Below are 25,334 nucleotides of genomic sequence, written 5' to 3'. Positions count from 1 at the left end.
ATTACAATGAACATCGAACTTAAAAAGATCAACTGGGCACCAGGGCAATCAGCTACGGAGCCTCAGATAATGACACTTGCGGTGAGAAAACAAGTAGACAGTAATTACACAGTGATTACGGATGGATTGCAGGTATTATCTGATGGTACTATTTTTAATCCCCCTACCATAAAAGGACTGGATGAGAATACGGGCTATGTATTCCGGGTAAGTAATAATAATCCTGCCGGTGGGCAGATTGAAATGGTCTTTAATACACCGCAGGAGTTAACAACTACTGCTGTCACAAAGAAGTATTATCATAATTCAGAGCTGATCTATGCTGCACCGGGTGGTGGTTTCAGGGATGCTACACTACCGCCAAAGGTGGGTGCGTATTATTCCCTGGAGAATACACTGGCAGACTGGTTCGGCAATTATACAGCGGCTGTGCTGACAGGAACACCTGTATGGCAGAAAGCGAATGACCTCATTGGCATGAAGATTTCCGGGACTACTGATAAGATAGAAATGCCTTCAGTGAATCTGCCGCTGTTTTCGTCCAGGTATGGACTTGGTGTACACTTCTTTGTTGCATCGGCAGACCTGCCTGCAACGGGAGAGTGGCCGTTGTTATCCTGTGAGACAACTACAGGGAATGGCGTATACATTTATGTGGATGCGGCTACGAAAAAAGTACACTGGAGACAGAAGAATGGCAATGTAACAGAAGAGATCATCAGTACGAATGTTATTAATACGGATAGCTGGAATAAGGTGGTTGTTTTCCGTGCATCTGACATTGCGTTATCTCAGTTATGGTTGAACTATTTCAATACGTTTACAGGTAGTTTTAGTATTGCCGGTGTGTATACGGTGACCACTGAAACGGATGCTTTGTTAGTGGGCAGGGAGGCTGTAAGTAATAGTGTGGCCACAGGGGGTATCTTCCGGAATGTTTATTACACAACGGTAGATCTGGACAATAATATTGCAGGTAAATACCAGGACCCGCCGTATCCTGTGGGGATATTGGAGAACCCGGCTGACAGCCAGGATAAGTACAGGATACTGCGCAGGAATATGATAGTACTGAATAATGACAGGATAGTGTGTACTGTGCCACCTGATGCGCCGGTAGGTGCGCGTAAGTTCTATATTGAGAACAGTTCTGGTGTGACAGCTCCTGTGAATATAGAGATACTGGAGATGACGAAAGCTGCCGCTACGCTTGCTATTAATTTCGCTACGGATACGAATGCGGCTACGTTGTTGCAGCAGCAGTATTTTGGTATGGCGAAAGCGTGGGGAGGTGCAAATGGCGGTGTATCTCCGGAGAATGTGTATTTACAGGATAACACGCTGGTGTTTGAAGCGCATGGTGATCTGTATGATGGCACCTTACAGGGGTATAACCGGGATGGCAGTTTAAAGATCCATGATATCCCGCAGGACCCTGCTTTTGGAGAGCCCTGGACAAAACGTGTGGGTGCGGTTATTTCTTCTAAGGAGTATTGTGGTTACGGGCGTTATATAGTAGAGGCGAAGTTACCTCTGGATATTGGTGTGGCGCCTGCCTTCTGGACTTTCCATTACGGAGAGGTGTATCCACAGGACCCAAGGTATGAGCAATTGCTGGCGCAGGGATTACACCGGCAGGGAAGTTTTGGAGATGGGTATTATGTAGTGGAGAATAATGAGATTGATATTGAATTGCCCAGTCATAATTCGATGTATGTATTTGCGACTACTGCGGAGATGATCACGCCTAATTATAACATCGTATGGGCAGGTGAGAAGGTAGCAGTAGCGGAAGATCCTGATCCGTCGAAGAATGGTACCTGGCAGCTGACAAATGCAGCTGCTCCTAATCTGTTATCCAGCTGGACGAAGATCAATAATGAGGTACAACTTATCTATCAGCCCCGCAAGGATAATATGAAGTGTAATAACTGGAAGGGTGAGCTGGGAGCTGGTAATGGGTTTACTTTTGGTACAGATCCTTTCCAGGATGAGTTCTTTGCGATGTTGACCAGCATCGGCAAGAATGTGTGGGATGGGGCTTTTCATGAGTTCCGGTTCGACTGGTATGCGAACAGGGTAGAGTTTTTTGTAGACGGGCAGCAGGTGCAGGTGAATACGCATTTTGTACCGGATGTACCAGGCAGATGGACTGTAGGACTGTGGTTCCCTTCACAGCCGGACCCTGTAAAGCCCTGGTTAGTGAGGCCAACTGGCGGATGGGCAGGTTCTGTAGCTAACTGGAAGTATCAGAAGATGTTTGTGAAGAGGATTTCTCATGAACCTTTTTCTGATGCGGTAGCTGGCGGAACTAACAGATTAGTAGGAGAGACGTATCCGTTTGACGGGTATAAGAATTTTGAATAGATTAATTGACTCCGTAGGAGTTCCTGTTGATAAGGGAATTCCTGCGGAGTTTTATTATGTACAGAAATAAATCAGTTTTACTAAGGAGCTTTCATGTGATAGATAAAGGGGCTACCTTCTGCGTCAGGTCTATCCCTCTTAAATGATATGGCACCTGAGTCGCTATTGGAGTATCGCCAGTCAGCACTTACTTTACGTCTCAGTTCAACCGCAAGGTCTATACTAAGGTCAGTTGCGCCGGCTGGTCTTCCCGGCTCGGTATTACCATACCATTCTCCTCTTGTAGTTGTGCTTCCATTCCAACGTGCAAACTTTGCCTGCATATCGGCATATACAGTATTGCATAGTGTACTAAATGGCACCGGACGGTTTGCCTCACCATGCCTTTCCCTTTTTAATTTTCTTACTGCTTTCCAGAAAGAATCGGGCATTGCTGTATACCGGGACACTATATCCGGCCACTGTAAAAGTGCTACTTCCTGGTATTTAGGATCCTGATTATTATTCCCCGGTAATGCATCATGCCGTTCTACAGCCCTGTTAACTGCATCGTCCCATAAGGGGTGACCATCTTTTAATTCTGCTTTGAGAGCTGCAAGTAGTTTAGTATAGATTTCTTTGAATTGGACTTTAACCGGAGCCCTTCTGTCGGCCCTCATTTTAGCACTTAATTTGGTCTGTAGAGGACGCAGGCTTTCATACGCGGCTTCCATAGAGGCATAGTCTCCAGGCGTAAACGCCAGCGGATTCTCTACTTTATTATATTTAAGAAATTCACTGAAAGATTCTCTCTCTTTAACTGTCATACCGCCTTCTCCTGGTCCTTTCTCGGTAAGGATTTCCCTTTGGACAACGGGTTGCATCTGTACTGCCGGTCTGGAAATTCCATTTCTCTGTTCATCAGCTGCCGCTTTAAAAGCAGGAGGAGCTGGTTTTCTTTGTCGGTTGGAGTACATTAAATGATAGTATAGGATGAGGTATAAATTAGATTTTTAAAAATACGATAATAAATCAGTATTTTCTTATTCCATCTCAATATTAAAATCTGCTGTCATTACCAGCTTACCTTCCTTCTCTGTATCACTACCAGGAACTTTTAATCCTTTGATCTTACCGGTTTTTCCTTTGCTTAAGAGATCCACTATTTGTTTATCTGATAGTTTTTTACCCAGGATTTCGAAAGGGATTTTAAAACCACATACTTTAAAATTAGCACAGCCATAAGCAGTATTGCCCTTTTTAAGGAGCTGCTCCTTACATTTAGGACAAGAGAGTTCTTCAATGACAATAGCTTTCTTCGGCTCTTTAGGCTTAGGTTCTTCTTTCTCAGGCACCGGTGGCGGATCAGGTGCTATTGTGATTGTTTTATGGGCATTGGTCTTTACTTCTATAGTAAGATCTACGACCATTTGTATTAACTCCTGTTTAAAGGTTTCCATGGCATATTCGCCTTTCTCTATCAGGCGTAACTTACGTTCCCATATCCCCGTTAGCTCCGGACTTTTAAGGAGTTCCGACTGGATAGTATCTATGAGGTCCATGCCCGTTTGAGTCGCAAAGATGTTCTTTTTGCGTTTCTCTATATATTTTCTGCGGAACAGTGTTTCAATGATGTTAGCACGGGTAGATGGTCTGCCTATGCCGTTGTCTTTGAGGAGCTCACGCATTTCTTCATCTTCCACCTGTTTACCGGCAGTTTCCATTGCCCTTAGCAAAGTAGCTTCTGTAAAGGCTTTAGGCGGAGTGGTTTTACCCTGATGTACCCTTGGGGTATGCGGGCCAGTTTCTCCCACTACAAATAATGGCAATACTTTCTCTTCTTCTTCCCCTTCCTTTTTAGCACTGACATCATTGGCATAAACTTCTTTCCAGCCTGGTTCCAGGATCTGTTTACCGGTTACTTTAAACTCTACCTGTCCTACTTTACCCAGAACAGTAGTGTTGGATATTTTACACTCCGGGTAGAAGGCAGCGATGAAACGACGGGCAACGAGGTCGTAGATACGTTTTTCTTCCAGACCAATACCACCGGGGTATACGCCTGTAGGAATAATAGCATGGTGATCCGTTACTTTTTTATCATCGAAGACTGATTTTAGCTTAGGGATGGGTTTAGCTAAAATGGATGCAGTTAAGGCGCTATAAGGCGTCATGTCCTGCATGATACCGGCAATTTTAGGGTGTAAGTCTTCCGAGAGATAAGTGGTATCTACCCTGGGGTAGGTGACCAGTTTCTTTTCGTAGAGGCTTTGCACATATTTAAGGGTATCATCCGCAGAAAAACCATATTTCTTATTGGCTTCCACCTGTAAGGCGGTTAAGTCGAATAAGCGGGGATTCCCTTCTTTTCCTTCTTTCTTTTCGAAAGAGGTGACTTCAAAGGGATGTTCTTTGAGGTAGGCAAGCCCTTTATTGGCTTTCTCCAGGTTGCGGAGACGTTCTATGGTAGCGGTGAATTCCGTTTCGCGATAGATGGTTTTTAATTCCCAGTATTCTTCGGAAACGAAAGCGTTGATTTCTTTTTGTCGTTGTACGATCATGGCCAGGGTAGGTGTTTGTACCCTGCCAATGGATAATACTACTTTTCCTGAGGCGAATTTCTTCGTGAACAGGCGTGTAGCATTCATGCCTAAGAGCCAGTCGCCAATAGCGCGTGCGCTGCCCGCAGCATATAAATTGTTGTATTGATCGCTTTCTTTCAGTTTGTTAAAACCTTCGCGGATAGCCTGTTCCGTGAGGGAAGAGATCCAGAGGCGTTTGATAGGTACAGCGCATTGGGCTTTTAACAATACCCATCGCTGGATGAGTTCTCCTTCCTGCCCGGCATCCCCGCAGTTGATGACTTCATCACAATTTTGAACGAGGGTTTCTATTATTTTGAATTGCTTTTGTACACCGGAGTTGTCTATGAGTTTGATACCGAAGCTGGATGGGATCATGGGAAGATCTTCCAGTCGCCAGTATTTCCAGTAATCAAAATAATCGTGTGGTTCTTTCAGGGTACAGAAATGCCCGAAAGTCCAGGTTACCTGATAACCATTTCCTTCATAATAGCCCTCTTTGCGCTGCTTCGCACCGAGTACTTCGGCAATATCCCTTGCCACACTTGGTTTTTCGGCAATACAAACCTTCATAATAATTCTGAATAGGGCGGCAAATATCGTATAATTAGCGGGAATATCAGCCCCTTGTCCAGATGGTAGTTCTGCCAAGTAAGGTAATACCTATATATCCTTTTATTTTCAGGTTACTTCCATCCAGTTTCATGAAACAACTGTAGGTTTTACCACTTTTGGGATCGTAGATTTTTCCGCCATTCCATTCACCATCATCGTAGGTAAAATTTGTAAGGATAACGAGGTTCAGGAGTAACCGGGATTTAAGTTTTTCATCCGGGTTTTTGCGGTCTGTTCTGGAAGAGCCGTCGGGGTTAAAAATGTTCTTTCCCCAGATTATTTTTCCATAGTATTTATTACCTGTTTTATAGATCTCAATCCTGGCATCTTTTTCAGCATTTAACCAGTTACCGAGGACCCTGTCTGCTGCCGGAGTTTGTGCGAATATTTTGCCTGTGGAAATTATAAGGACAATGAGAATGAAAGCTAATCTCTTCATGGATGAAATTTTAAAGTAAATTAGCTTGATTTTGTCAAATCTGATCAAGATATTTTGATGCGTTATTGGTATGCAGTTATATTATTGATTTTAGGGGGAAGCACTACCAGGGGCCAGCAGCCTGTACCTATTGAGAAAGGTTTATCTCAGCATATATTTACTTATGATGAAATTGAATATCTGGAAGATCCGGGAGGGAAGTTACGTTTAGATCAGGTTGTAAACGCTGCTTTTAAGCCCAGCGCTGTCAGTACTCCGCAGAATGGTCATCTTGGTTCTGTTTATTGGTACAGGATCAAAATTAAGTATGATACAGCATCGCATAATTATTATCTGCTGGAATTTTTTGACCAGACGATTGATGAGATAACCGCTTATCTGCCGGATGGCAGGCAGGTATTGCTGGGTGATCGTTATCCTTTTTCCCAACGTTGGTTCCGGCATAAGAATTTCGAGTTACCGGTAGATAACAGTAAAGAAGGAACGGAAGTGTATTATTTCCGGCTGCGCTCTGCACAAACAGCGGATGTGATTATCGTACTGCGTTCGTTTGATCATTTTGTTTCTTATGCGTTGTCTGAATACATGACGTTTGGGATTTTTTATGGCATGATCTTCATTTTCAGCTTTTATAACCTGATTATGTTCATTGCCATGAGGCAGCGTCAGTACCTGTATTATGTGTTGTATAACCTGAGTGTGGTGTTGTATGAGATGTGTACGGATGGTATTGCCTATCAGTGGTTATGGCCAAATTCTCCCGACTGGAATCAGTATGCTTTTGCCTGGCCATTGCTGAGTATGAGCATTTTTGCGTTGTTGTTTACACGTAGCCTGTTGTATGTGGAGTTCAGGGTGCCGGTGCTGAACCGCCTGATTATGGGGGTGATAATAGCACGTTGCCTGTTCTTTTTAGCCTGTTTGTTCATCAACCCTTACTGGTTTAATTATAAGTTTATAGAGGTGATCCCGCTGGCGGTTGCTTTTTATACAGGGATTCATGTGTTGGCCAGGGGCTATAGACCTGCCCGGTTTTTTGTATTAGGGTATAGCTTTTTGTTTGTGGGTTTTATGCTCAAGTTTTTTATTATGCTTGGGTATAGCTGGCTGAACTTCGGGATTGTGAGTTATTATAGTCTGAGTTTCTGTTTTATCCTGGAAATGTTCTTTTTGTCTTTTGCAGTGGGGGATAAGGTGCGGTTATTGAAGAAGAAAAGGGATAAGGCCAGGCGGATGATGATCCGGCAGATGACGGAGAATGCCAGGCTGAAGGATAACCTGAATATGGAACTGGAAGCACAGGTAAAGGCCAGGACTAAGGAATTATCTGAGCAGGCCCAGGTAATTGCGGAGCAGAATGAGATCCTCACAGAGACGAATTCCTTATTAGAAAGCCAGGCCGCGGAGATTTCCCGAATGAATGCGTTGCTGGAGCAGGATAATATACAGCTGCAGACAAATGTGGAGAAGGTAAGCAGGGCCAGGGCCTTGTCTACTTCCCTTGATTTTGAGGAGTTTAGCAAGATTTATCCTGATAAGGAAAGCTGTTTACAGTTTCTGGCGGATTTAAAGTGGACCGGGACATTTCATTGCCGGAAGTGTGGGAATGAGCATTATTATGCCGGTCATCAGCCTTTTAGCAGGCGTTGCAGTAAATGTGGGTATGAGGAGTCGGCAACAGCATATACTATCTATCAGAATATCCGTATCCCTATTAATAAAGCGTTTTATCTCACTTTCCTCGTATATTCTACTAAAGGGAAGATTTCTTCCCATAAACTGTCTGATATCCTCGAAATCAGGCAAAGTACCTGCTGGTCTTATGCTACCCGTATTATTAAGATGATGGATGAAAGGAAGAAGGAATTAAAGCAGGCAAATGGTCAGGGTTGGAGCTTGCTGGTCTTAGACGACGAAGTGCGCGGTTAATATGCTTCAGACAGGACGGAGACAGGAAGGAGAGAGGACGGAGAGAGGAAGGAACCCTGAAAATAAATGAAGGGTACTCAAGCGTATCAGCCTCTCTTATCAAATTAACAGAAAATCCTCCTCGTGCCCTTCATTATCAGTACTTTTCTCACTAATCCCTCTATGGTATTCAAGCGTATCATATTTTTCATAAGTAATTAAAAACCAATTATTTGTGAAGATATTTTTTATTTTAGAATACTAAATCCCCTTATCTTTATCTCATCGTTGTGAAAGAAGTCCATGTTATGAGAGAATCTTCCTATGCTATATATGCTTATTGAACTTATATCCACAATTAAGAACTGACACATTATGAAAAAAAGGGTGACATTCCTGACAGCATGCCTGTTTATGTTATGCAGCTTTGCGATGGCGCAACAGGACATTACTGTAAAAGGACACGTTCAGGACAAACAGGGTACTTCACTTCCCGGGGTTTCCGTAAAAATCAAAGGGACCAACAGAGGTACCACCACACAGGCAGATGGTAATTTCTCCATCGAAGCTCCTTCAACAGGTACATTAGAGATTTCCTATGTAGGTTATGAAGGGCAGAATGTTGTATTAAATGGCCGTACACAGTTGAGTATCACGCTGGCCGATACGAAAACAGACCTCAATGAAGTAGTGGTAATCGGTTATGGTACGCAGAAAAAGAAAGATGTGACCACGGCTGTAGTAAGTGTAAGTACCAAAGACATAGGGGAAAGACCTATTATTCAGACAGCTGCCGCCTTGCAAGGTAAAGCTGCCGGGGTACAGGTTACACAACCCAGCGGTAAACCGGGTGCAGCCTTCTCTGTAAGGGTGCGTGGCGCTACTTCTGTACAGGCAGGTAATGAGCCATTGTATGTAATAGACGGGGTACCTACTTCCGATACCAGGGATATAAATCCTAATGATATCGAGAATATTACCGTGTTAAAGGATGCGTCCAGCGCTGCCATTTATGGAGCCAGGGCATCTAACGGGGTAGTGCTGATTACCACCAAAAGAGGTAAATCAGGTGCAGGGGTGATCAATTTCAATACGTATTATGGGGTATCAAATGTGGCAAAAAAGATCGATGTACTGAATCCAACACAGTATAATGATCTGATGAACGATCTGGGTTATGCTACTACCACTCCTACAGAAACGACCGACTGGTTAAAGGAAGTGTTCAAAACAGGGCATAATCAGAATTACCAGTTGTCTATGTCCGGAGGAAGTGAGAAGTCGCAGTATTTCGTTTCCGGTGCTGTTACCAAAGATGATGGGATGGTGAAACCGGCACAGTACAACCGTTATTCATTCAGAACGAATTTAGATAATCAGCTGAAAGAGTGGCTGAAGGTTTCAACAAATATCAGCTACTCTAATGTGGCTTTGAAAGATTTAAAAGACAATGATAATGCAGGGCGTAATGCAGCTATTCTGGGTGCATTAAATGCACCGCCTATCATGGGTATTTATGAAACGGATGCTGATGGTAACCGTCGTTATACGATGAATCCTTACAAAGCAGGCTGGGATAATCCTATGGCAGCAATTGAAGGCCCTACTCAGGGAACAGGTGATAACAGGGTGTTAGGTAATGCTTCTGCGGATATCAACCTGACTAAATCCCTGAAGTTCAGAAGTAATTTCGGGGTGGATTATTTCAGTCATAAGTATGATTATTACCTGGATTACATTATGACTACTCCTGGTCGTAATGATCATGGATATGCTACTTCACAGAAGACTAACAGCTTTACTTATCTGTGGGAGAATACACTGAACTACGATAAGAAATGGAACAAGCATAGTATTTCTGCATTGGGTGGTGTAACTACCCAGAAGAATAAGTATAATGAATCTAATTTAACGGGTCGTGATTTTCCGGCAGATGCTACTGTGAAAACGCTGAATGCAGCGAACCAGATAGTAGGAGATACGTATGAGTCGCAGTGGTTCCTGATGTCATATCTGGGTCGTGTGATGTATAATTATGACAGTAAATACCTGTTGACGGCAAACTTCCGTGCGGATGGTTCTTCTAAATTAGATAAGAAACATAAGTGGGGATATTTCCCTTCTGTATCTGCCGGCTGGCGTATTTCTGCAGAGCCTTTCCTGAAGGATGTGAAAGCGATCAGTGATTTAAAAGTAAGAGCAGGCTGGGGACAGAATGGTAACCAGGAAGGACTGGACCCTTATGCGTCTTATGGCTTGAATACTTATACCCGTCAAACGCCTACCAGTCCGTTATCCGGTCCGGTTATCAATCCTTCTAAAATCGCTCCTAATCCTGATCTGAAATGGGAAACCACTACACAAACGAACATAGGTATCGATTTGAGTATGTTTGATTCCCGTTTAAGTTTTACTGCGGATGCGTACATTAAGAAGACTTCTGATTTGTTGTTGAACGTAACATTACCTCCTGCAACAGGATATGATTATATCACCCGTAATTCCGGTAGCCTGGAAAATAAAGGGCTGGAGTTTGTAATATCTTCTGTGAATGTTGATAAGAAGGATTTGAGATGGAGCACAGATTTCAACATCGCTTTTAACCGTAACAAGATTACTGATCTGCAGTTATCACAGGTGTATTATTATGCCAGTGTAGAAAACAGGGATAATATTATCATCCTGCAGAAAGGTTTGGCATTAGGTACTTTTTATGGTTATGTATCAGAAGGCGTGGATCCTCAGACAGGGAGTATCAAATATAAAGATGTGAACGGAGATGGTAATGTTACACCGCAGGACCGTACCGTTATTGGTAGTGCGCAGCCTAAGTTTACTTATGGTTTGAATAACAATATCGATTATAAAAACTGGTCATTGTCTTTCCTGTTACAGGGATCACAGGGTAATAAAGTGTTTAATGCTTCCCGTATGGAAACAGAAGGAATGTATGACAGTAAGAATCAGTCGACCGAAGTATTACGCCGCTGGACAACACCAGGACAGGTAACGGATATTCCGAAAGCAAGCAACGGAGATGTAACGAATTCACGTACATCTTCCCGTTTTGTAGAGAATGGTTCATTCCTGCGTATGAAGAGTACTACCTTATCTTATAAGCTGCCGGAGAGCGCTATTTCAAGATTACATCTGAATAAGCTGATGGTATATGCTACTGCACAGAACCTGTTTACTATTACGAAGTATAAAGGGTTTGATCCGGAAGTAAATGCTTTCTCTACTAATGCTGATAATGGGGTAACACTGGGTATCGACTATGGTACTTATCCTGTTGCCAGAACATTCATCGTAGGTTTAAATCTGCAATTCTAAACGCCACAGTCATGAAAAATTCAAGTTATCTCATTATAATGATCGCATTCGTTTTGGGTGCGTGTAATAAAGAACTGGACCTGAAGCCTATCTCCAATAGTACCAGTGGTACTGGCGGACAGGGTACAGCAGGTGCTTTTATCAAAGATGCTGCTACTGCGGAATCTGCGTTATCCAGTTGTTATGCTTATTTCCGTAATGGCGGAGCAGAGTATTATGTACTCGACTATTTCAATATCAGTGATGCACAGTCGGACAATGCGTATGCAGGTGCCGATAATTCTGCCGGTTTTGAGATAGATGAATACCGTATACTTTCTACCAATGCATGGGTGCAACGCGACTGGGGATATCTGTATAATCACATTGCATCCTGTAATGCGGTGATTGTAAATGTACCTAAAGTAACAGATGCTGCACTGACAGATAGTCGTAAAGCACAGATCGTAGCAGAAGCAGAGTTTATTCGTGCGCGTGCTTATTTTGACCTGGTGAGATTGCAAGGCGCTGTACCGCTGGTATTAACAGAGCTGCCTACTATTACTTCTTCCAACCTGGCAGAGATTTATCCGTTGTTATATCCTGCACGTACCAGTGCAGACAGCGTATACGACCAGATCATCACTGATTTAAAAAGTGCAGCTGACGCAGTACCTGCTACTGCATCCAATAAAGGATTTGTGACGAAAGGAGCCGTGTATACATTGCTGGCGAAAATATATGCAACGCGTAAACCGGTTGACTGGCCTACGGTACAGTCGTATTGTGATAAGGTGATTGCATTGGGGTATAGCTTGTTGCCTGTGTATGATCAACTGTGGGATGGTGCGCATGAGAATTCTGCGGAGTCTATTTTTGAATTGAATTTTGATAGCTGGGATACAGGTGGTAACTGGGGAACATCTATGTTCTATGGTACAGACTGGAAGAAGTTCTGTAACCCCAGTAATGATATGGTAAGAGCATATCAGAATGCGCATGATTCTGTTCGTATGAAATCTACACTCACTTTCGCCGATGTAAATGGTAAATGGAGTGATACACGTTTATCACTGGATAGTTTTCCTTTCTTTTATAAGATGCGTAAGTCTGATGGTTCTCAGAATATCATCCTGTACCGTTTAGCGGATGTACTATTGTTAAAGGCAGAAGCGTTGAATGAGCAAAGTGATGTATCAGGAGCGAATGATATTATAACAGAAATCCGTACACGTGCTAAACTGAATGCATTGACAGTAACAGATCAATCTACCATGAGACTGGCAATTGAGAATGAGCGCAGACTGGAGCTGGCTTTTGAAGGGCAGCGCTGGTATGACCTGGTACGTACTGATCGTGCTATTCCTGTGATGGAAGCGGTGACAGATGGCAAAGGTGTGAACCTTGGATATCATTTAACAGCAGAGAAATTATTATGGCCTATACCACAGAGTGAGATGGACCAGAATCCTAATTTAACGCAAAACGAAGGGTATTAATGAGGTGGGGAATTTATAGTCTGGCTTTTATTTTAGCAGCTTGTACTTCTAAGCAGGCGAATGTTTTTCTGACTACGCCTGATGCTAAACAGTTATTGGCTTTACAACCGGCGGTGAATGCAGTTAAGGATACGGCAGTTATCAATATACGTATTGATACGGCTTTACAGTACCAGGAGATAGAAGGATTTGGTGCAGCGATGACAGGTTCTTCTGCGTATGTAATGCAGCAGTATATGAGTTTAAATCAGCGTGATAGCTTGCTGTTTGAGTTATTTGATTTAGAAAGAGGGATAGGAATCAATTATATCAGAATGTCTATAGGGGCCTCCGATTTTTCGGTGGCTCCTTATAGCTATGATGACATGCCTCCGGGCAAACGGGATGATTCTTTATTACATTTCAGTATAGGACGTGATAGTATGTTGTTACCTGTGCTGAAACAGGTAGTAGCGATTAATCCGGGGATACATATTATGGGAACGCCCTGGAGCCCGCCGGGATGGATGAAGACAAGTGATAAGCTGGAAGGTGGTTCTTTAAGAGCGGATGCTTATGATGTGTATGCAAGGTATTTTGTGAAGTATCTGAAAACGTTTGGCGATAATGGTATTAAGATAACAGCATTGACAGTACAGAATGAGCCGCAGTATGAAGCGTCTTATCCAAGTATGAAAATGACGGCATCAGAGCAGGCGGTATTTATTAAGGATCATCTGGGGCCCATGCTGGTACGTGAAGGATTGAAGCCGGAGATTATGTTGTTTGATCATAACTGGAATAGTCCGGAGTATCCTATTTCTATTTTGGATGATACGGCGGTTGCTAAATATGCTACAGGCGCTGCATTTCATTGTTATGAAGGAGCAGTCGGCGCTATGAGCCAGGTACATGCTGCACATCCTGAAAAGGGGCTTTATTTTACGGAATGTTCCGGGGGCAGCTGGGCACCTTCTTTTGCAGATAACCTGCAATATATGGTAGGGAATTTACTGATAGGTACGGTGAATAACTGGTCTAAGAATGTGTTGTTATGGAATATGGCGCTGGATGAGTATAACGGCCCCACTACCAACCAGGCTGATACCGCTTCTAAGGTAAACCGTGGTTGTATGACGTGCAGGGGAGTGGTAACGGTGCAGTCTACCAATGGTACTGTGACGAAGAATATAGAGTATTATGCACTGGGGCATTTCAGCAGGTTTGTGAGGCCGGGTGCTTTAAGAGTGTATTCTTCTTTGATTAAAGGATTGGCTAATACAGCGTTTTTGAATAAGGATGGGAGTAGGGTACTGGTGGTGTTGAATACAAGTAAAGAGGATCGTCTGTTTTCTGTACAGGATGGTACAGTGGTGTATCCGTATTTATTGAAGGCTGGTGCGGTGAGTACAATTATATTGAAATAAGGGGGATGGAAAATAGGGGGCTTGTGCTGGTATCAGTACAAGTCCCCATTTTATTAAATAAAGGTCTCTCGAACACCTCATACCATTGGCAACATCGATTTGAATAAATCTTAAGAGAATCCTGCTGATAATGAAAGAACAGGAATTTTATCACTTAATGAAAGACGCAGTTGGATTATAACCAAATTGCTTTTTAAACGCAAAGGAGAAGTGCGAAAGATTTTCAAAACCTATGTCAAAATATACATCAGATGGTTTTTTCTTTTGCTCGAAAATCAGGTAGTGCGCTAATTCCAGGCGCTTTTGGGTAAGCCACTTTTCCGGTGTGTTGTTAAACCTCTTTTTAAAATCCCGTTTAAAGGTGGTCAGACTTCTTCCGGTTAAATAAGCAAATTTACCAGCAGGCAGGTTAAACATAAAATTCTTTTCCATAAAGTCCATCAGATCAATCTTTCCGGGTTCATCAAGTTGACCGAGTATATGATCTGCGTTATTATCAATAGCCCGCAACACCCTGATTGCTTCTTCTATTTTAAAAGCGGCAAGATCAGACGGTAAGGCGTCCGCTAATTTAAAGTAGGGCGTGAGTGAATTAAACAAGCTTTCGAGCAGGGGATGATCGGCAAATTCTATTAATCCAGGATTGTGATATGTTTGTGAAGCGATCGGATGATTGGTATAAAACCGTTGTAAAATATCCCGCCTGAAAACGATTGATACGGCAATACAAGGATTTCCATCCAATGGTAATTTACTCATACGGCCCAATTGATTTCGGGGGAACAGCACCGTATCGCCCGCATAGAAATTGTATTGTCGGTCGGCAGCAGCTATCCTTACTTCACCAGATAACACTCTGACCAACGCGGGATACGGTAGTACCAACTCACGGCTATAGTGTACTTCTTTTTTGCAGGATATAAATATTTCCGGTACACTGGTAACTTTCAATGTATCCATATTAGTAAAATTAATAAACGTTATCGTGATAATGGCGAATATCAATATTGTTCATTAGTATAGTTTGATATGATGTTAAAGACATAGCTATATTAGAATGCAGGAGTTGAAATAATCCTATTTAACGATCCCTAAACGGATCAGGCTTTCGGCAGTAGCCATTATCGCTTCCGATGTAGAGCGGGGCGCCCAACCCAGCAGGCTTACTGCCTTTTCATTGGTTGTATTCATCACTTTGCTCAAAAACGGAATGATGGCTTTAGCCAAGGGGTTTGTCAACGCCGCAATCCGAACCAGCGTGTTCGGTAATTCTTTAACATTTACCTTTTCTGCCATTGCGCCCATATTTTGTTTTAGTATTTTAGCGACTTCCACCATCCAGATACTTTCGCCTGCCGTGGCAATAAAGCGTTGTCCCTTCGCTGCCGGATCGGTCATAGCCCGTAAATGCAGATCGGCTACATCGCGCACATCGACATATGAAGAGTTTACCTTTGGACAGCCGGGCATTTTTCCTTCCATCATATTTTGAAGAAAGTGAATGGAATGAGAATAATCCGAACCAAGCACAGGGCCTAAAACACCAACAGGGTTAACTACTGAAAGCTCCAGCTCACCACCTTCCTTTTTAATAAAATCCCAGGCTGCCCGTTCTGCCAGCGTTTTTGATTTTTGGTAAGCCGGTACATCCCCGGTTGTGATCGTCCAGTCTTTTTCTGTAAAAGGAATTGTTTGAGGTTTGTGCCCGTAAATTATTGCACCCACTGCAGAGGTAAGCACCACACGCTTTACACCCGTATCACGAGCGCCCCTTAAGACCCGCAGTACGCCTTCACGGGCAGGTATAATCATTTCATCCTCGTGCTTATACTCGTTTAAAGGAGTTGGGGATGCGACATGTAGAACATAGGTACAGCCAGTGACAGCTTCCACCCAATTTGTATCTGAACCTAATTCTGCGGCTATAAATGATAAGCGCTCACCGGCTTCTATGCCACCTTCTTTCAGCATGGCCCGTACATCTGGTTCGCGTGTCAGCGACCTGACGGTAGTTCTTACCTGATAACCTGCTTTTAATAATTGCAGCATACAATGCACCGCAATGAATCCCGATCCGCCGGTTACCAGCACTAATTTTTCACTATTTGAATTTGTTGTCATCTTATTAATGATTTGATGCAACAAAGATCGGTATGATTATAATTGAGTGTTTTGTTTAAAAGGCCGAAGTTGATTTGTTTAAAGGATCGCAAATGGATCCTTTAAATCTTTACGAGCAAATGGTTGGTTTAACTTTATGACATTGGACTCAGCACCATGTAAGGGGACGCTTTTTTCTTCGGTTAAATTTACCCGTTATAATTTGGGTCAAATTCCACTATCCATTCAATACCATATTTGTCCCTGAACATGCCGGCGTAAGTGCCCCAGGGGCTGTCGCCAATAGGCCCTTCAACGTCTCCACCTGCTGATAGTCCGTTAAATATTTTGTCGGCTTCTTCACGGCTTTCTGCACTAACTGCTATTTTCGACCTGTTCTCGCTTTCGTTTACCCGTCCCATAAATTCTGGAACGTCATTGGCAATTAACACATTGTGTTTGCCAAGTGGCAAGGCAATGGTCATTATTTTATTTGCTTCCTTTTCCGCTACCGGAAATTCAGCGCTTGCCAGGTCCTTAAAGCGAATGATCTTTGTGAACTCACCGCCAAAAACTGATTTGTAAAAAGTGAATGCTTCTTCGGCATTTCCATTGAAGTTGATCCAGGGGTTAATTGTTCTCATAATTTTTATTTTTAAATGTGATTGTAAATTTCCCTTTTATAATTTCTACGATAAAGAGGCCAACAGATCTTCCAGGTTTTTTAAGGTCATGGTGAAGCCTATTTTGAAGCCCTCCAATAATTTCTCCAATCGCTCAAACGATTCATTAAAAATGGTAATGTTTACTTTGGTTATGCCATTTTGTTCACTGAAATTGTAATCCCATTCAGAACCCGGCAGTTCACGATTTTCGTCTTTATCTGCAAACGCGTTGTACATCTTAAAATTGGTTTTCGGGGTGATGGATGTAAATTCCTGCACCGCCCAACGCTCCTGCCCGTCGGGGCTTATCATCGCGTAAAATCGCCGCCCGCCTACTTCAAAATTCATATACTTGGTTTTGGCGCGCATAGGTGCAGGTGCCCCCCATTGGTCCAGTAGTTCGGCTTTGGTAAAGGCATCCCATACTAAAGATTGCCCGGCATTAAACTCCCTGGTTATATAAACCGTTTTCGCGGTTTTGTCAACGTTAAAATCAAATAGCAGATCGTTGTTCATTATTTCTGTTCTTTAATTGTTGTTAATAATTGGTCAAGTTGGTTAAATTGAGTTTCCCAGTTTTGCCTGAATTGGGCTAACCAATGGTCAAACTCCTGCATTTTTTTCGCATTAAAGTGATAATAAATCTCCCTGCCGCTATGCTCAGGTTTAATCAATTCGCATTCGTGCAATACTTTAATATGTTTTGATACCGCCTGGCGGGTCATATCAAATTTTTCCGCCATTGCATTTGGTGTTAATGCCTGGATAGCGATTAACGTTAAAATAGCCCTGCGTGTTGGGTCTGATATGGCCTGGAATATATCTTGTTTCATGCTTGATTATTAATTGAGCAACCCTCAGGTTGCAAATATATATGCAACTTTTGAGTTGCGCAAATATATTTACATTTCTTTTTCGAGTATAATGACGGGAAGCTTAGTGGTAATTGTGGTATTCGTTACAATAACTAACCAAACGTGTCTTACTTTACATGAAGGGGGGCTCGAACTTGAAAACCTTTATAATTATCTCATTTTTAAATAATTATGCTGAGTTTATATGGGCTATTTATGAACAGCAGATAACAATTTTCTTTTTAAGTTTAAGATTCGGACTGAGAAGAGCTATTTGAAGACAGTTCACTTTTGATTTTCTGTCGGTGCTGAATACCCCATTCAGTTAAAGCTGCAACAACCTTTTCGAGCGTGTGGCTGTAGGGGGCTAGTTCATACTCTATGAGTACCGGATACCCAACCGATACTTTTTTTACAATGAAGCCGTTTAGCTCCAGTTCTTTAAGTTCGCTGGATAATACCCTTGCAGAAATTCCCGTAACCTGTCTTTGAAGTTCGGTAAATCTGTTGTTGCCTCTTGCCATAGCAATAATTATCATCAGTTTCCATTTGCCCCCAATGGCATATAAAGCATCTCCTACGGCTGCTAAAACCGTTGTACATTCTTCAGTAAACGCTTTATCTGCTTTTGGAATCTCGTTTTCTTCTTTCATAACTCTAGTATTAAGTTGTTAGTCACTAACCTTTAGGTAACAACTAACAAATTGTAAGCAAATGTAGCCTAATTTTGACTTACGAAAATGAACATCAACATCAATAAATAAAAAGTTATGACAGTAGAAATTTTGAGAACACAGGAAGAATTAAGGAATTTAATAGACACTTATGCATATTTAGGTGATGAAAAAAAGATATCAGAACAAATGGGGTTATTTACACGGGATGCTCTATATAAAGCTTATATGAACGACTTTTTAGCAGCAAATGTCTCTGGAACAGAGAACCTGGAAAAGGAATTTAACGGACATGCTTCTCTGGTAAAAACTTATTTTACAATGAATGGACAACATACAGTAAAAATAGATGGAGATACTGCTACAGGTGTTTCTTTTTCTCAAATCAAAATGATAAGAGAGTCTGAGGGAAAGAATATTATTACAGATTATAGTGTTAAATATGATGACAAATATGTGTGTCAAAACGGGAAATGGCTAATAAAAGAACGTACTGGCTACTTTATAATTGTAGAGGCAAGACCACTGAACAATTAGAACAATTGACACAGTGGGGGCTAAAAAAACAAAAATCCGTACCAATAATAATTGTAGCGAACTACTTTCTTTAACACTTGTAAAAGAAATGATGCAGCTACTGTCGGGCAAATGGAAGATGCAGATTGTCACTTTTCTATTAGAAAATGGGAAAACACATTTTATGGATTTGCAGAGAGGTGTGGAAGGTATTTCAGCAACAGTATTGTCCAAGGAATTACAGGAGCTGCAACAGAGTGAAATAGTCGCCCGTAGAGTGCTGAATACAAAACTCATTTCAGTAGAATATGAATTAACAAAACATGGTAAAACTTTAGAGAGTTTAGTTCTATCAATAGCAAGTTGGGGTGCTGCGCACCGTAAACACCAGCATGATAACTCTCAACAGGTATGAAATATTTAGGACAATGTGCACTGACTATGGATATTGAAGGCCGGAGATTATCTCCGGCCTTTCATAGTAAAGTATAGGGATAAATAAACTTTTAAAGAATATCCTTTAGTTTATCTTCCAATTCAATATCATGCAGGTTCTTCGCTATAATATTACCATTGGGACCGATCAGGAAATTCTGTGGTATAAAATGAATACCATATAATGTCGCGGCTTCGTTTTTTGATCCTTTCAGGTCTGACAGCTGTGTGAATACCCCCGTTTTATCTTCAATAATAGCTTTGCGCCATCCCTTTTCAGCATTATCTATGGATACACACACTACAGTGAAGTTTTTGTCTTTGTATAAGTTAAACGCCCTGATGATAAATGGCATTTGTTGTCTGCAGGGACTACACCAGCTTGCCCAGAAATCCAGGAGTACATATTTACCTTTGAAGTCGCTTAACTGATATTTCTTTCCTGCTGTATCAGACATAGAGAAATTCTTTGCAGTAGAACCGACCTCAAACGTTTTATTCAGATCCATCTGTACTCTCAATTCCTTTGCTATATCCATACTGTATAATGATGTGTCCAGCTGCTGATATAATGTCTGTACTTCAGCAGCTGGTGCTGAATAATTCCTGTTGTATTCACGTACCGCGAACAAGGCTACAGGTGATGCAGGATGTGCTTTAACATACTGACTCACTATTGCCGCCTCTTCATTTTTCAGTGAATCCAATACTACTCTGACTTCCCGCATTTTTGTTATTTGCATAGTCTTTTGTAGTTCCTGGTAGCGCATATTATTAGGCGCCATCTTCTTATACAGCAACATCATGTTATTATAATAAAGCTCATAGTCATGTTGCAGGCTGGAGCCTGATGTTACTGTATTACTGAGCGCATCCTGAGATGTAAGTGTTACATGAGATGTATCGAGAAATAAAGTGTAGCTATTGTAATGATCGATTATCTGTTGATTCAGGTTTTCTTTCGGTTGTACTGATCTTAGTCTTACGAGTTGAATGCTGGTCAGTTTTCCTGTAAAGGTATATTTGCCATTCTCCACGAAAGCACTATCTGTCATCATTTTTCCATTGATGGCATATGTCAGAAATATTTTGGAACTGTCTTTTATATTGACTGTTTTACCAGTAATAGAAAAAGTGTTTTGCGCGCTTGCCTGCTGCAAAATAAACAGACAGGCTATTGTTATATATCTTTTCATTAGTAGCCATTATTCTGTGAAAGATTAGTATTATTATTCCTTTCCAGTTGTGGAATAGGGAACAATGCAGCGTGGCTGGTCCAGCCGGATTTATCTACGCTTAGTACGGCATCCGCCCTGTTCGTCCTTTTAAGGTCATACCAGCGATGGCCATATTCACAGAAGAGTTCAATACGTCTTTCCTGCTCAATAGCGGTGAGCACATCACTCTGGGAAACCGCAGTGGTGTTGGCAAGACCGGCACGGGTACGGATGACATTAATATCTTCAATAGCGCCTGTCAGGTTCTTCTGATTGGCCCGGGCTTCCGCTCTTATCAGATACTGTTCGCCCAGGCGTAAGGGTGTCCAGTATTCTCCAGCGCTGGAAGTATTGGTTGTTCTCTGCTTGTATTTATATGGATAATAATAGGTGATTGTATCATCTGTATAGGTTTCTGTATTTACCCAATTGGTAAAGCGCAGATCGCCGGGTTCAAACGCCGCAAGCAGGCTGCTGGTTAATACAAAATTGGGACTGGAAGAGTAAGCCCCATAGTTATAATATTGACCTTCCAGTGTGTAACCACTATATACAGGGCTTGACATTTGCCAGATGGCTTCTGTATTGTTTTTAAGGAACGTCTTACTGATATCGGTGAGTTTGTATAAGCTGCTGTAGTTAATCAGTGTAGTGGCTATTGCTTCTGCATTTGCCCAGTCGTTGGTATACAAATAAGCCCTTGATAACAATGCAGCAGCGGCATACTTATTGGGTCTGGTACGTTCACCGTTTGCATAGGAATAGTCTGCTTTCATACCTGCCTGCGCATCTTTGAGGTCCCTGATGATCTGTGCATACACAGAGTCTGCCGGAGAACGGAATAAGGAATTATTAACGGCTGCATTGGTGGTGGTAGCAATAGGAACATCTCCATAAAGGTTTACCAGGTAGAAGTGACAGAAAGCCCGGATAAATTTGCCTTCAGCGATCGCTTCTCTGCTTAATGAATCGGATAATCCACCACTGCTGCCCTGTATACCTGCAATGAGTGAATTGGCGTAATAGTTAGTGTTGTAAAGACCTGTCCACATATCAAGCGTCATAGGATCATTAGTGGTCAGGGCATTGTTGGTGAAAGGGTCATAGCTGACATTGGAAGTAAGATATCTTATTTCATCAGCAGAGGTTGATGGCAGGACTGACAATTCATATTGCATCGTCTCCGCATTTGTTGAGGCGATAACACTGTACATACCTGCAATTGCAGATTTGAGTGTCGCATCGCTGGTGAAAACGGTTGCTGTGACCAGTTGACTGCTGGGTGCATTTACGTCTGTGAATTTCTTGCAGCTGCTGGCAATCACACATATGAGTAAGCTGCGGAAAAATATATTGCTTGTCATGATTGTACTTTTTAGAATGAGAATTTAAGACCTGTGGTGATAGTCCTGAGTGGAGGGATATTACTGGCAGGACTTTCAGGATCAAAGCCATTGAATTTTGTAACAGTGAAGAGGTTTTGTCCGCGTACAAAAATAGTAGCGTTGGTCATCTTTATCCGTTGTAACCATTTTTGTGGCAGTGTATAAGAAAGCGCTATGTTTTTGAGCCTTGCATAGGCTGCATTACTGATAATAGCGTCTGATCTGCTATAGGCCGCATAGCTGAGATAAGGAGAACCGTCGCTATAGTCGAACCGGGTATTGGCAATAGTTCCTTTTGTTGCCTTGAAGAGGTCATAGAGGCCGCTATATCCATTCTGGACTGTATATCCGGGAGAGTTTGCCGAGTAGGTAGCTGAACCAATTCCCGGTACCATTTTTTTACCTACGAACTGTACAAAGATGTCCAGTTGCAGACCTTTATAACCAAAACTGTTATTGAATCCTCCATAAAAATCAGGATCACTTTTACCCACGGTCACATAATCTCCCTGGCCATATGCTGCCAGTTCTGTAGAAAAGTAAGATGTACTACCATCTTTATTAGCATCCAGTACAGTTGGCAGATGGGTGTTAGGATCAATACCTGTATAATGCCAGAGATGAATAGCGCTCATTGATTCACCAACGATCATTGAACTTGCATAAGCGGTACTGGCAATGCCAGGGAAGGATACCAGTTTACTCTGTGGGAAGCTGATGTTAAAAGTTGAAGTCCAGTTAAAGTTTTTGCTTTTTACGTTCACGGTGGTGAATGAAAACTCCGGACCTTGTTGTTGTACAACAGCATTCAGGTTAGCATAATAACTGGAGAAACCGGTGACATTGGATATTGGGTAAGTGACAAGTGGATTGTCTGTCCTGTTGCGGAACCAGGCGGCTGTGATCAGGATCCTGTCTTTAAAGAAGCCAAGTTCTGTGGCGAGTTCCAGTTTTTTGTTCACTTCCCATTTCAGGTTTGGATTAGCGAGTTTGTTGGGGAGCAGTCCTGATACACCATTATAACCATAGTAGGTAGTCGCATAGGTATCTAAATACTGATAATTACTGATCTGGTCATTCCCGCTGCTGCCGTAACTACCTCGTAATTTTCCGAAACTAAGCCAGGGAAGTTTGTTTTTGAAAAGCTCTTCTTCAGAGAAGATCCATGCACCACCAACGGAAGCGAAACTACCATAGCGGTTATTGATCCCGAACTTGGAAGAAGCGTCCCAGCGGTAATTTACATTCAATATATATTTGTTGGCCCAGTTGTAATTCAGGCGTCCGAATAAAGAAGAGTATTTATATTCAGAATTAGAAGTATATACACTGATAGTACCGGCAGAAGAAGGATTATTTAACAAAGCATCTGAGGAGTAATTAGTAGCCACCAGATAATAAGGCTGTACATACTTATTGCCCTGTAAAGTACTTCCAGCCAGCAGGTTCAATGATCCTTTACTGATATGGTGAGAAAAATCTACCTGTGGTTCAACGTTCCATAATACAGTATAATTGTCCATGAAAAGTGCAGAAGGTAAGGTAGAGGAATAAGGACTAATTGATTTTTTATAGTAGAGGTTTGTAGAGGACATATCCAGTTTATTATATCCTGTGCTGATCTTAAAATTAAGTCCCTTTACAGGTGTATATTTTAACTGGATATTACCAATGAGATTATTATTCTTCGAAGTATACTGCGTGTTTTGATAGGACAGCGGATTAGTAAAGTTCAGGCTTTGATTGGTTGTCCAGTACAGATTCTTGCCGGTGCTGTCGTACAAAGGGAAATTGGGCGCCATTTTATAAGCATTCAGGGCAAGGTCCCCGGCAGCTCCAAGTTGGGCGATGTTCCTGTTTTTATCTACAATAAAAGAAGCTGAAATAGTAGCGGTGAACTTTTTATCCGGTGTACTATGTTCCAGGTTTAAGTGGATAGCGCCACGGTTATAGCCATTATCTCCCGGTACAACAGCGCCTTCATCATGGTAGGCGCCACTCAGCAGGAAGGTGGTTTGGTTATTGCCACCGGAAAAGGAGGCGGAGGCATCATGCGTCTTTGCAGTACCACCAATCAGCAGTTTCTGGAAATCCGTTGTTTTGGTCGTGTCCCAGAGGAGCAGATCGGGTGCATTCGCCACTGTTGGTGTCATGCCTGCATTGAGATAGGCTGTTCTGCGCATCTCAAGATATTGAGGCATTGTCAGTTCTTTTACCCGGTGAAGGTTAGCTACATCGCTGAAACCGGTACTTGCATTCACCTCAAATTTTGTTTTACCTGCTTTACCTTTTTTAGTGGTGATGAGGATCACACCGTTTGCACCACGACTGCCATAGATAGCGGTAGCATCTGCATCTTTTAATACATCAATACTTTCAATGTCGGAAGGATTGATAGCATTGAGCGGACTATTCCCAAATGCGGGTTTAAGATAGCCTACGGTATTACCACCGGCAGTATATACAGATTCTGATAAGTAAGGTACACCATCTACAATGAACAAAGGCGCTGTACCGGTAGTGAGGGAATTGGCTGCACGGATCTGCACCGTAATGCCAGCCCCCGGAGTACCGCTGTTTTCTGAGATGAGTAGTCCGGGTATACGTCCTGATAAAGCCTGCAGCGGATTGGTAACAGGCTGTTTTTCTATGTCTTTGGATGTTATCTTGGAGATACTGCTGGTAGAGGTCCTTTGTGTAGTGGTACCATACCCGATCACCATTACTTCATCGAGCGGACTGGTTTTTGTTTTAACCACTACTGATACTTCTGATCGTCCGTTTAGTTTTAACTCGTAACGTTCTATATTGATGGCTGTGATCACCAATATTGCTGTGGCAGGATCTACATTCTGCAAAACAAACTCTCCTTTTGCATTGGTGATCGCGCCGGATGCAATACCTTTTACACCTACGGTAGCACCAGGTACCGGCTCTCCGTTTTCATTTGTAACATGTCCTCTGATAAGCTCCTCCGGTTGAATGTTCTCTGCAGGTTTTGCTTTGGTCACGAATACAGTCCTTCCCTGGATCTCAAAATTCAGGGGTAGGTTGGCCAGTACAATTTCCATCGCTTCTTTTAAAGGGACCTGTTTCAATTGTACAGATACATTTTTTACATCTTTCAGATCATCTAAATCATAAAAGAATGTGCATCCTGTTTGTTTTTTGATGGCCGAAAATATTTCCGGCAAGGGTACAGACTTAGCTGAATAAGTCACTGTTTGTCCTGAAGCATCTGCGCTTACCTGCAATACAAAGGCAAGTAAGAACACGATGGTAAGTTTGAGCTGCATAAGCAGTTGTTTTTTAATAATTAGCCACCAATGCGAATGTGCTAATGTCTTGTTGGTTGATAATCCCTTTTGAGACCTATAGGCA

Annotated in this window: 19 protein-coding genes; 7 read left to right on the top strand and 12 right to left on the bottom strand. The window is 42.3% G+C overall.

The genetic code is table 11. The features are described 5' to 3' along the window. Positions 1-6 precede the first annotated feature (6 nt). Positions 7-2,367 (top strand): glycoside hydrolase family 16 protein, encoded by a 2,361-nt coding sequence (locus BMW86_RS02275; protein WP_089778567.1) that lies wholly within the window; start codon positions 7-9, stop codon positions 2,365-2,367. An 80-nt stretch (positions 2,368-2,447) separates the two neighbouring features. Here the strand turns inward: BMW86_RS02275 and BMW86_RS02270 are convergent, their stop codons facing one another. The 3 genes from BMW86_RS02270 to BMW86_RS02260 form a co-directional block, all read right to left on the bottom strand. Then, positions 2,448-3,323: a hypothetical protein gene (locus BMW86_RS02270; protein ID WP_089778565.1), complete on the bottom strand. Its 876-nt coding sequence runs from the start codon at positions 3,321-3,323 to the stop codon at positions 2,448-2,450. 66 nt (positions 3,324-3,389) lie between these two features. Further along, positions 3,390-5,501, bottom strand: a complete 2,112-nt coding sequence (locus BMW86_RS02265) for a type IA DNA topoisomerase (RefSeq protein ID WP_089778563.1) — start codon at positions 5,499-5,501, stop codon at positions 3,390-3,392. Between the two features lie 46 nt (positions 5,502-5,547). Further along, entirely contained in the window at positions 5,548-5,982 is a 435-nt protein-coding gene (locus tag BMW86_RS02260; RefSeq protein WP_089778561.1) for a DUF2147 domain-containing protein, read from the bottom strand. A 57-nt stretch (positions 5,983-6,039) separates the two neighbouring features. Between BMW86_RS02260 and BMW86_RS02255 the strand changes: the two genes are divergently transcribed. The 4 genes from BMW86_RS02255 to BMW86_RS02240 all read left to right on the top strand — a co-directional run bounded on the left by BMW86_RS02255 (position 6,040) and on the right by BMW86_RS02240 (position 14,107). Beyond that, positions 6,040-7,911: a 7TM diverse intracellular signaling domain-containing protein gene (locus tag BMW86_RS02255; protein WP_089778559.1), complete on the top strand. Its 1,872-nt coding sequence runs from the start codon at positions 6,040-6,042 to the stop codon at positions 7,909-7,911. A 354-nt stretch (positions 7,912-8,265) separates the two neighbouring features. Further along, on the top strand, positions 8,266-11,223 hold the full coding sequence (locus tag BMW86_RS02250) for a SusC/RagA family TonB-linked outer membrane protein (RefSeq protein WP_089778557.1): 2,958 nt from the start codon (positions 8,266-8,268) through the stop codon (positions 11,221-11,223). An 11-nt stretch (positions 11,224-11,234) separates the two neighbouring features. Further along, the gene (locus BMW86_RS02245) at positions 11,235-12,701 is read left to right on the top strand and encodes a RagB/SusD family nutrient uptake outer membrane protein (RefSeq protein WP_089778555.1); all 1,467 of its coding nucleotides are present in this window, start codon (positions 11,235-11,237) and stop codon (positions 12,699-12,701) included. Then, complete coding sequence (locus BMW86_RS02240; protein ID WP_089778553.1) at positions 12,701-14,107, top strand: glycoside hydrolase family 30 protein; 1,407 nt, start codon at positions 12,701-12,703, stop codon at positions 14,105-14,107. The genes BMW86_RS02245 and BMW86_RS02240 overlap by 1 nt, the downstream gene beginning before the upstream one ends. A 150-nt stretch (positions 14,108-14,257) precedes the next feature. Here BMW86_RS02240 and BMW86_RS02235 read toward each other — a convergent pair whose 3' ends face one another. The 6 genes from BMW86_RS02235 to BMW86_RS02210 all read right to left on the bottom strand — a co-directional run bounded on the left by BMW86_RS02235 (position 14,258) and on the right by BMW86_RS02210 (position 18,379). Then, positions 14,258-15,067 carry an AraC family transcriptional regulator gene (locus tag BMW86_RS02235; RefSeq protein WP_089778551.1) on the bottom strand — a complete coding sequence of 270 codons (810 nt, stop codon included), beginning with the start codon at positions 15,065-15,067 and terminating at the stop codon, positions 14,258-14,260. 117 nt (positions 15,068-15,184) lie between these two features. Beyond that, the gene (locus BMW86_RS02230) at positions 15,185-16,228 is read right to left on the bottom strand and encodes an SDR family oxidoreductase (protein WP_089778549.1); all 1,044 of its coding nucleotides are present in this window, start codon (positions 16,226-16,228) and stop codon (positions 15,185-15,187) included. A 188-nt stretch (positions 16,229-16,416) separates the two neighbouring features. After that, complete coding sequence (locus tag BMW86_RS02225) at positions 16,417-16,851, bottom strand: VOC family protein (protein ID WP_089778547.1); 435 nt, start codon at positions 16,849-16,851, stop codon at positions 16,417-16,419. Between the two features lie 45 nt (positions 16,852-16,896). Further along, on the bottom strand, positions 16,897-17,388 hold the full coding sequence (locus tag BMW86_RS02220) for an SRPBCC family protein (RefSeq protein ID WP_089778545.1): 492 nt from the start codon (positions 17,386-17,388) through the stop codon (positions 16,897-16,899). Continuing rightward, positions 17,388-17,705 carry an ArsR/SmtB family transcription factor gene (locus tag BMW86_RS02215; RefSeq protein WP_089778544.1) on the bottom strand — a complete coding sequence of 106 codons (318 nt, stop codon included), beginning with the start codon at positions 17,703-17,705 and terminating at the stop codon, positions 17,388-17,390. The genes BMW86_RS02220 and BMW86_RS02215 overlap by 1 nt, the downstream gene beginning before the upstream one ends. 269 nt (positions 17,706-17,974) lie before the next feature. Next, entirely contained in the window at positions 17,975-18,379 is a 405-nt protein-coding gene (locus tag BMW86_RS02210; RefSeq protein ID WP_089778542.1) for a winged helix-turn-helix transcriptional regulator, read from the bottom strand. Between the two features lie 117 nt (positions 18,380-18,496). Between BMW86_RS02210 and BMW86_RS02205 the strand changes: the two genes are divergently transcribed. Both BMW86_RS02205 and BMW86_RS02200 read left to right on the top strand, forming a co-directional pair. Then, positions 18,497-18,937: a nuclear transport factor 2 family protein gene (locus BMW86_RS02205; RefSeq protein WP_089778540.1), complete on the top strand. Its 441-nt coding sequence runs from the start codon at positions 18,497-18,499 to the stop codon at positions 18,935-18,937. Between the two features lie 88 nt (positions 18,938-19,025). Then, a complete protein-coding gene (locus BMW86_RS02200; RefSeq protein ID WP_218149098.1) occupies positions 19,026-19,331 on the top strand; it encodes a winged helix-turn-helix transcriptional regulator in 306 nt (101 codons plus the stop codon). A 91-nt stretch (positions 19,332-19,422) separates the two neighbouring features. Here the strand turns inward: BMW86_RS02200 and BMW86_RS02195 are convergent, their stop codons facing one another. Genes BMW86_RS02195 through BMW86_RS02185 form a run of 3 tightly spaced genes read right to left on the bottom strand, consistent with a single transcriptional unit; the run spans position 19,423 to position 25,249 of the window. Continuing rightward, positions 19,423-20,547, bottom strand: a complete 1,125-nt coding sequence (locus tag BMW86_RS02195) for a TlpA disulfide reductase family protein (RefSeq protein ID WP_089778538.1) — start codon at positions 20,545-20,547, stop codon at positions 19,423-19,425. After that, positions 20,547-21,932: a RagB/SusD family nutrient uptake outer membrane protein gene (locus BMW86_RS02190; RefSeq protein ID WP_089778536.1), complete on the bottom strand. Its 1,386-nt coding sequence runs from the start codon at positions 21,930-21,932 to the stop codon at positions 20,547-20,549. Before BMW86_RS02190 ends, BMW86_RS02195 begins: the two co-directional genes overlap by 1 nt. An 11-nt stretch (positions 21,933-21,943) precedes the next feature. Continuing rightward, positions 21,944-25,249, bottom strand: a complete 3,306-nt coding sequence (locus tag BMW86_RS02185; protein ID WP_177189128.1) for a SusC/RagA family TonB-linked outer membrane protein — start codon at positions 25,247-25,249, stop codon at positions 21,944-21,946. Between the last annotated feature and the right edge of the window lie 85 nt (positions 25,250-25,334).

The organism is Chitinophaga sp. YR573, from assembly GCF_900110995.1.
Lineage (GTDB): Bacteria > Bacteroidota > Bacteroidia > Chitinophagales > Chitinophagaceae > Chitinophaga.
Note: the sequence above shows the minus strand (reverse complement) of the source record. Positions and strands in the feature narration are given on the sequence as shown.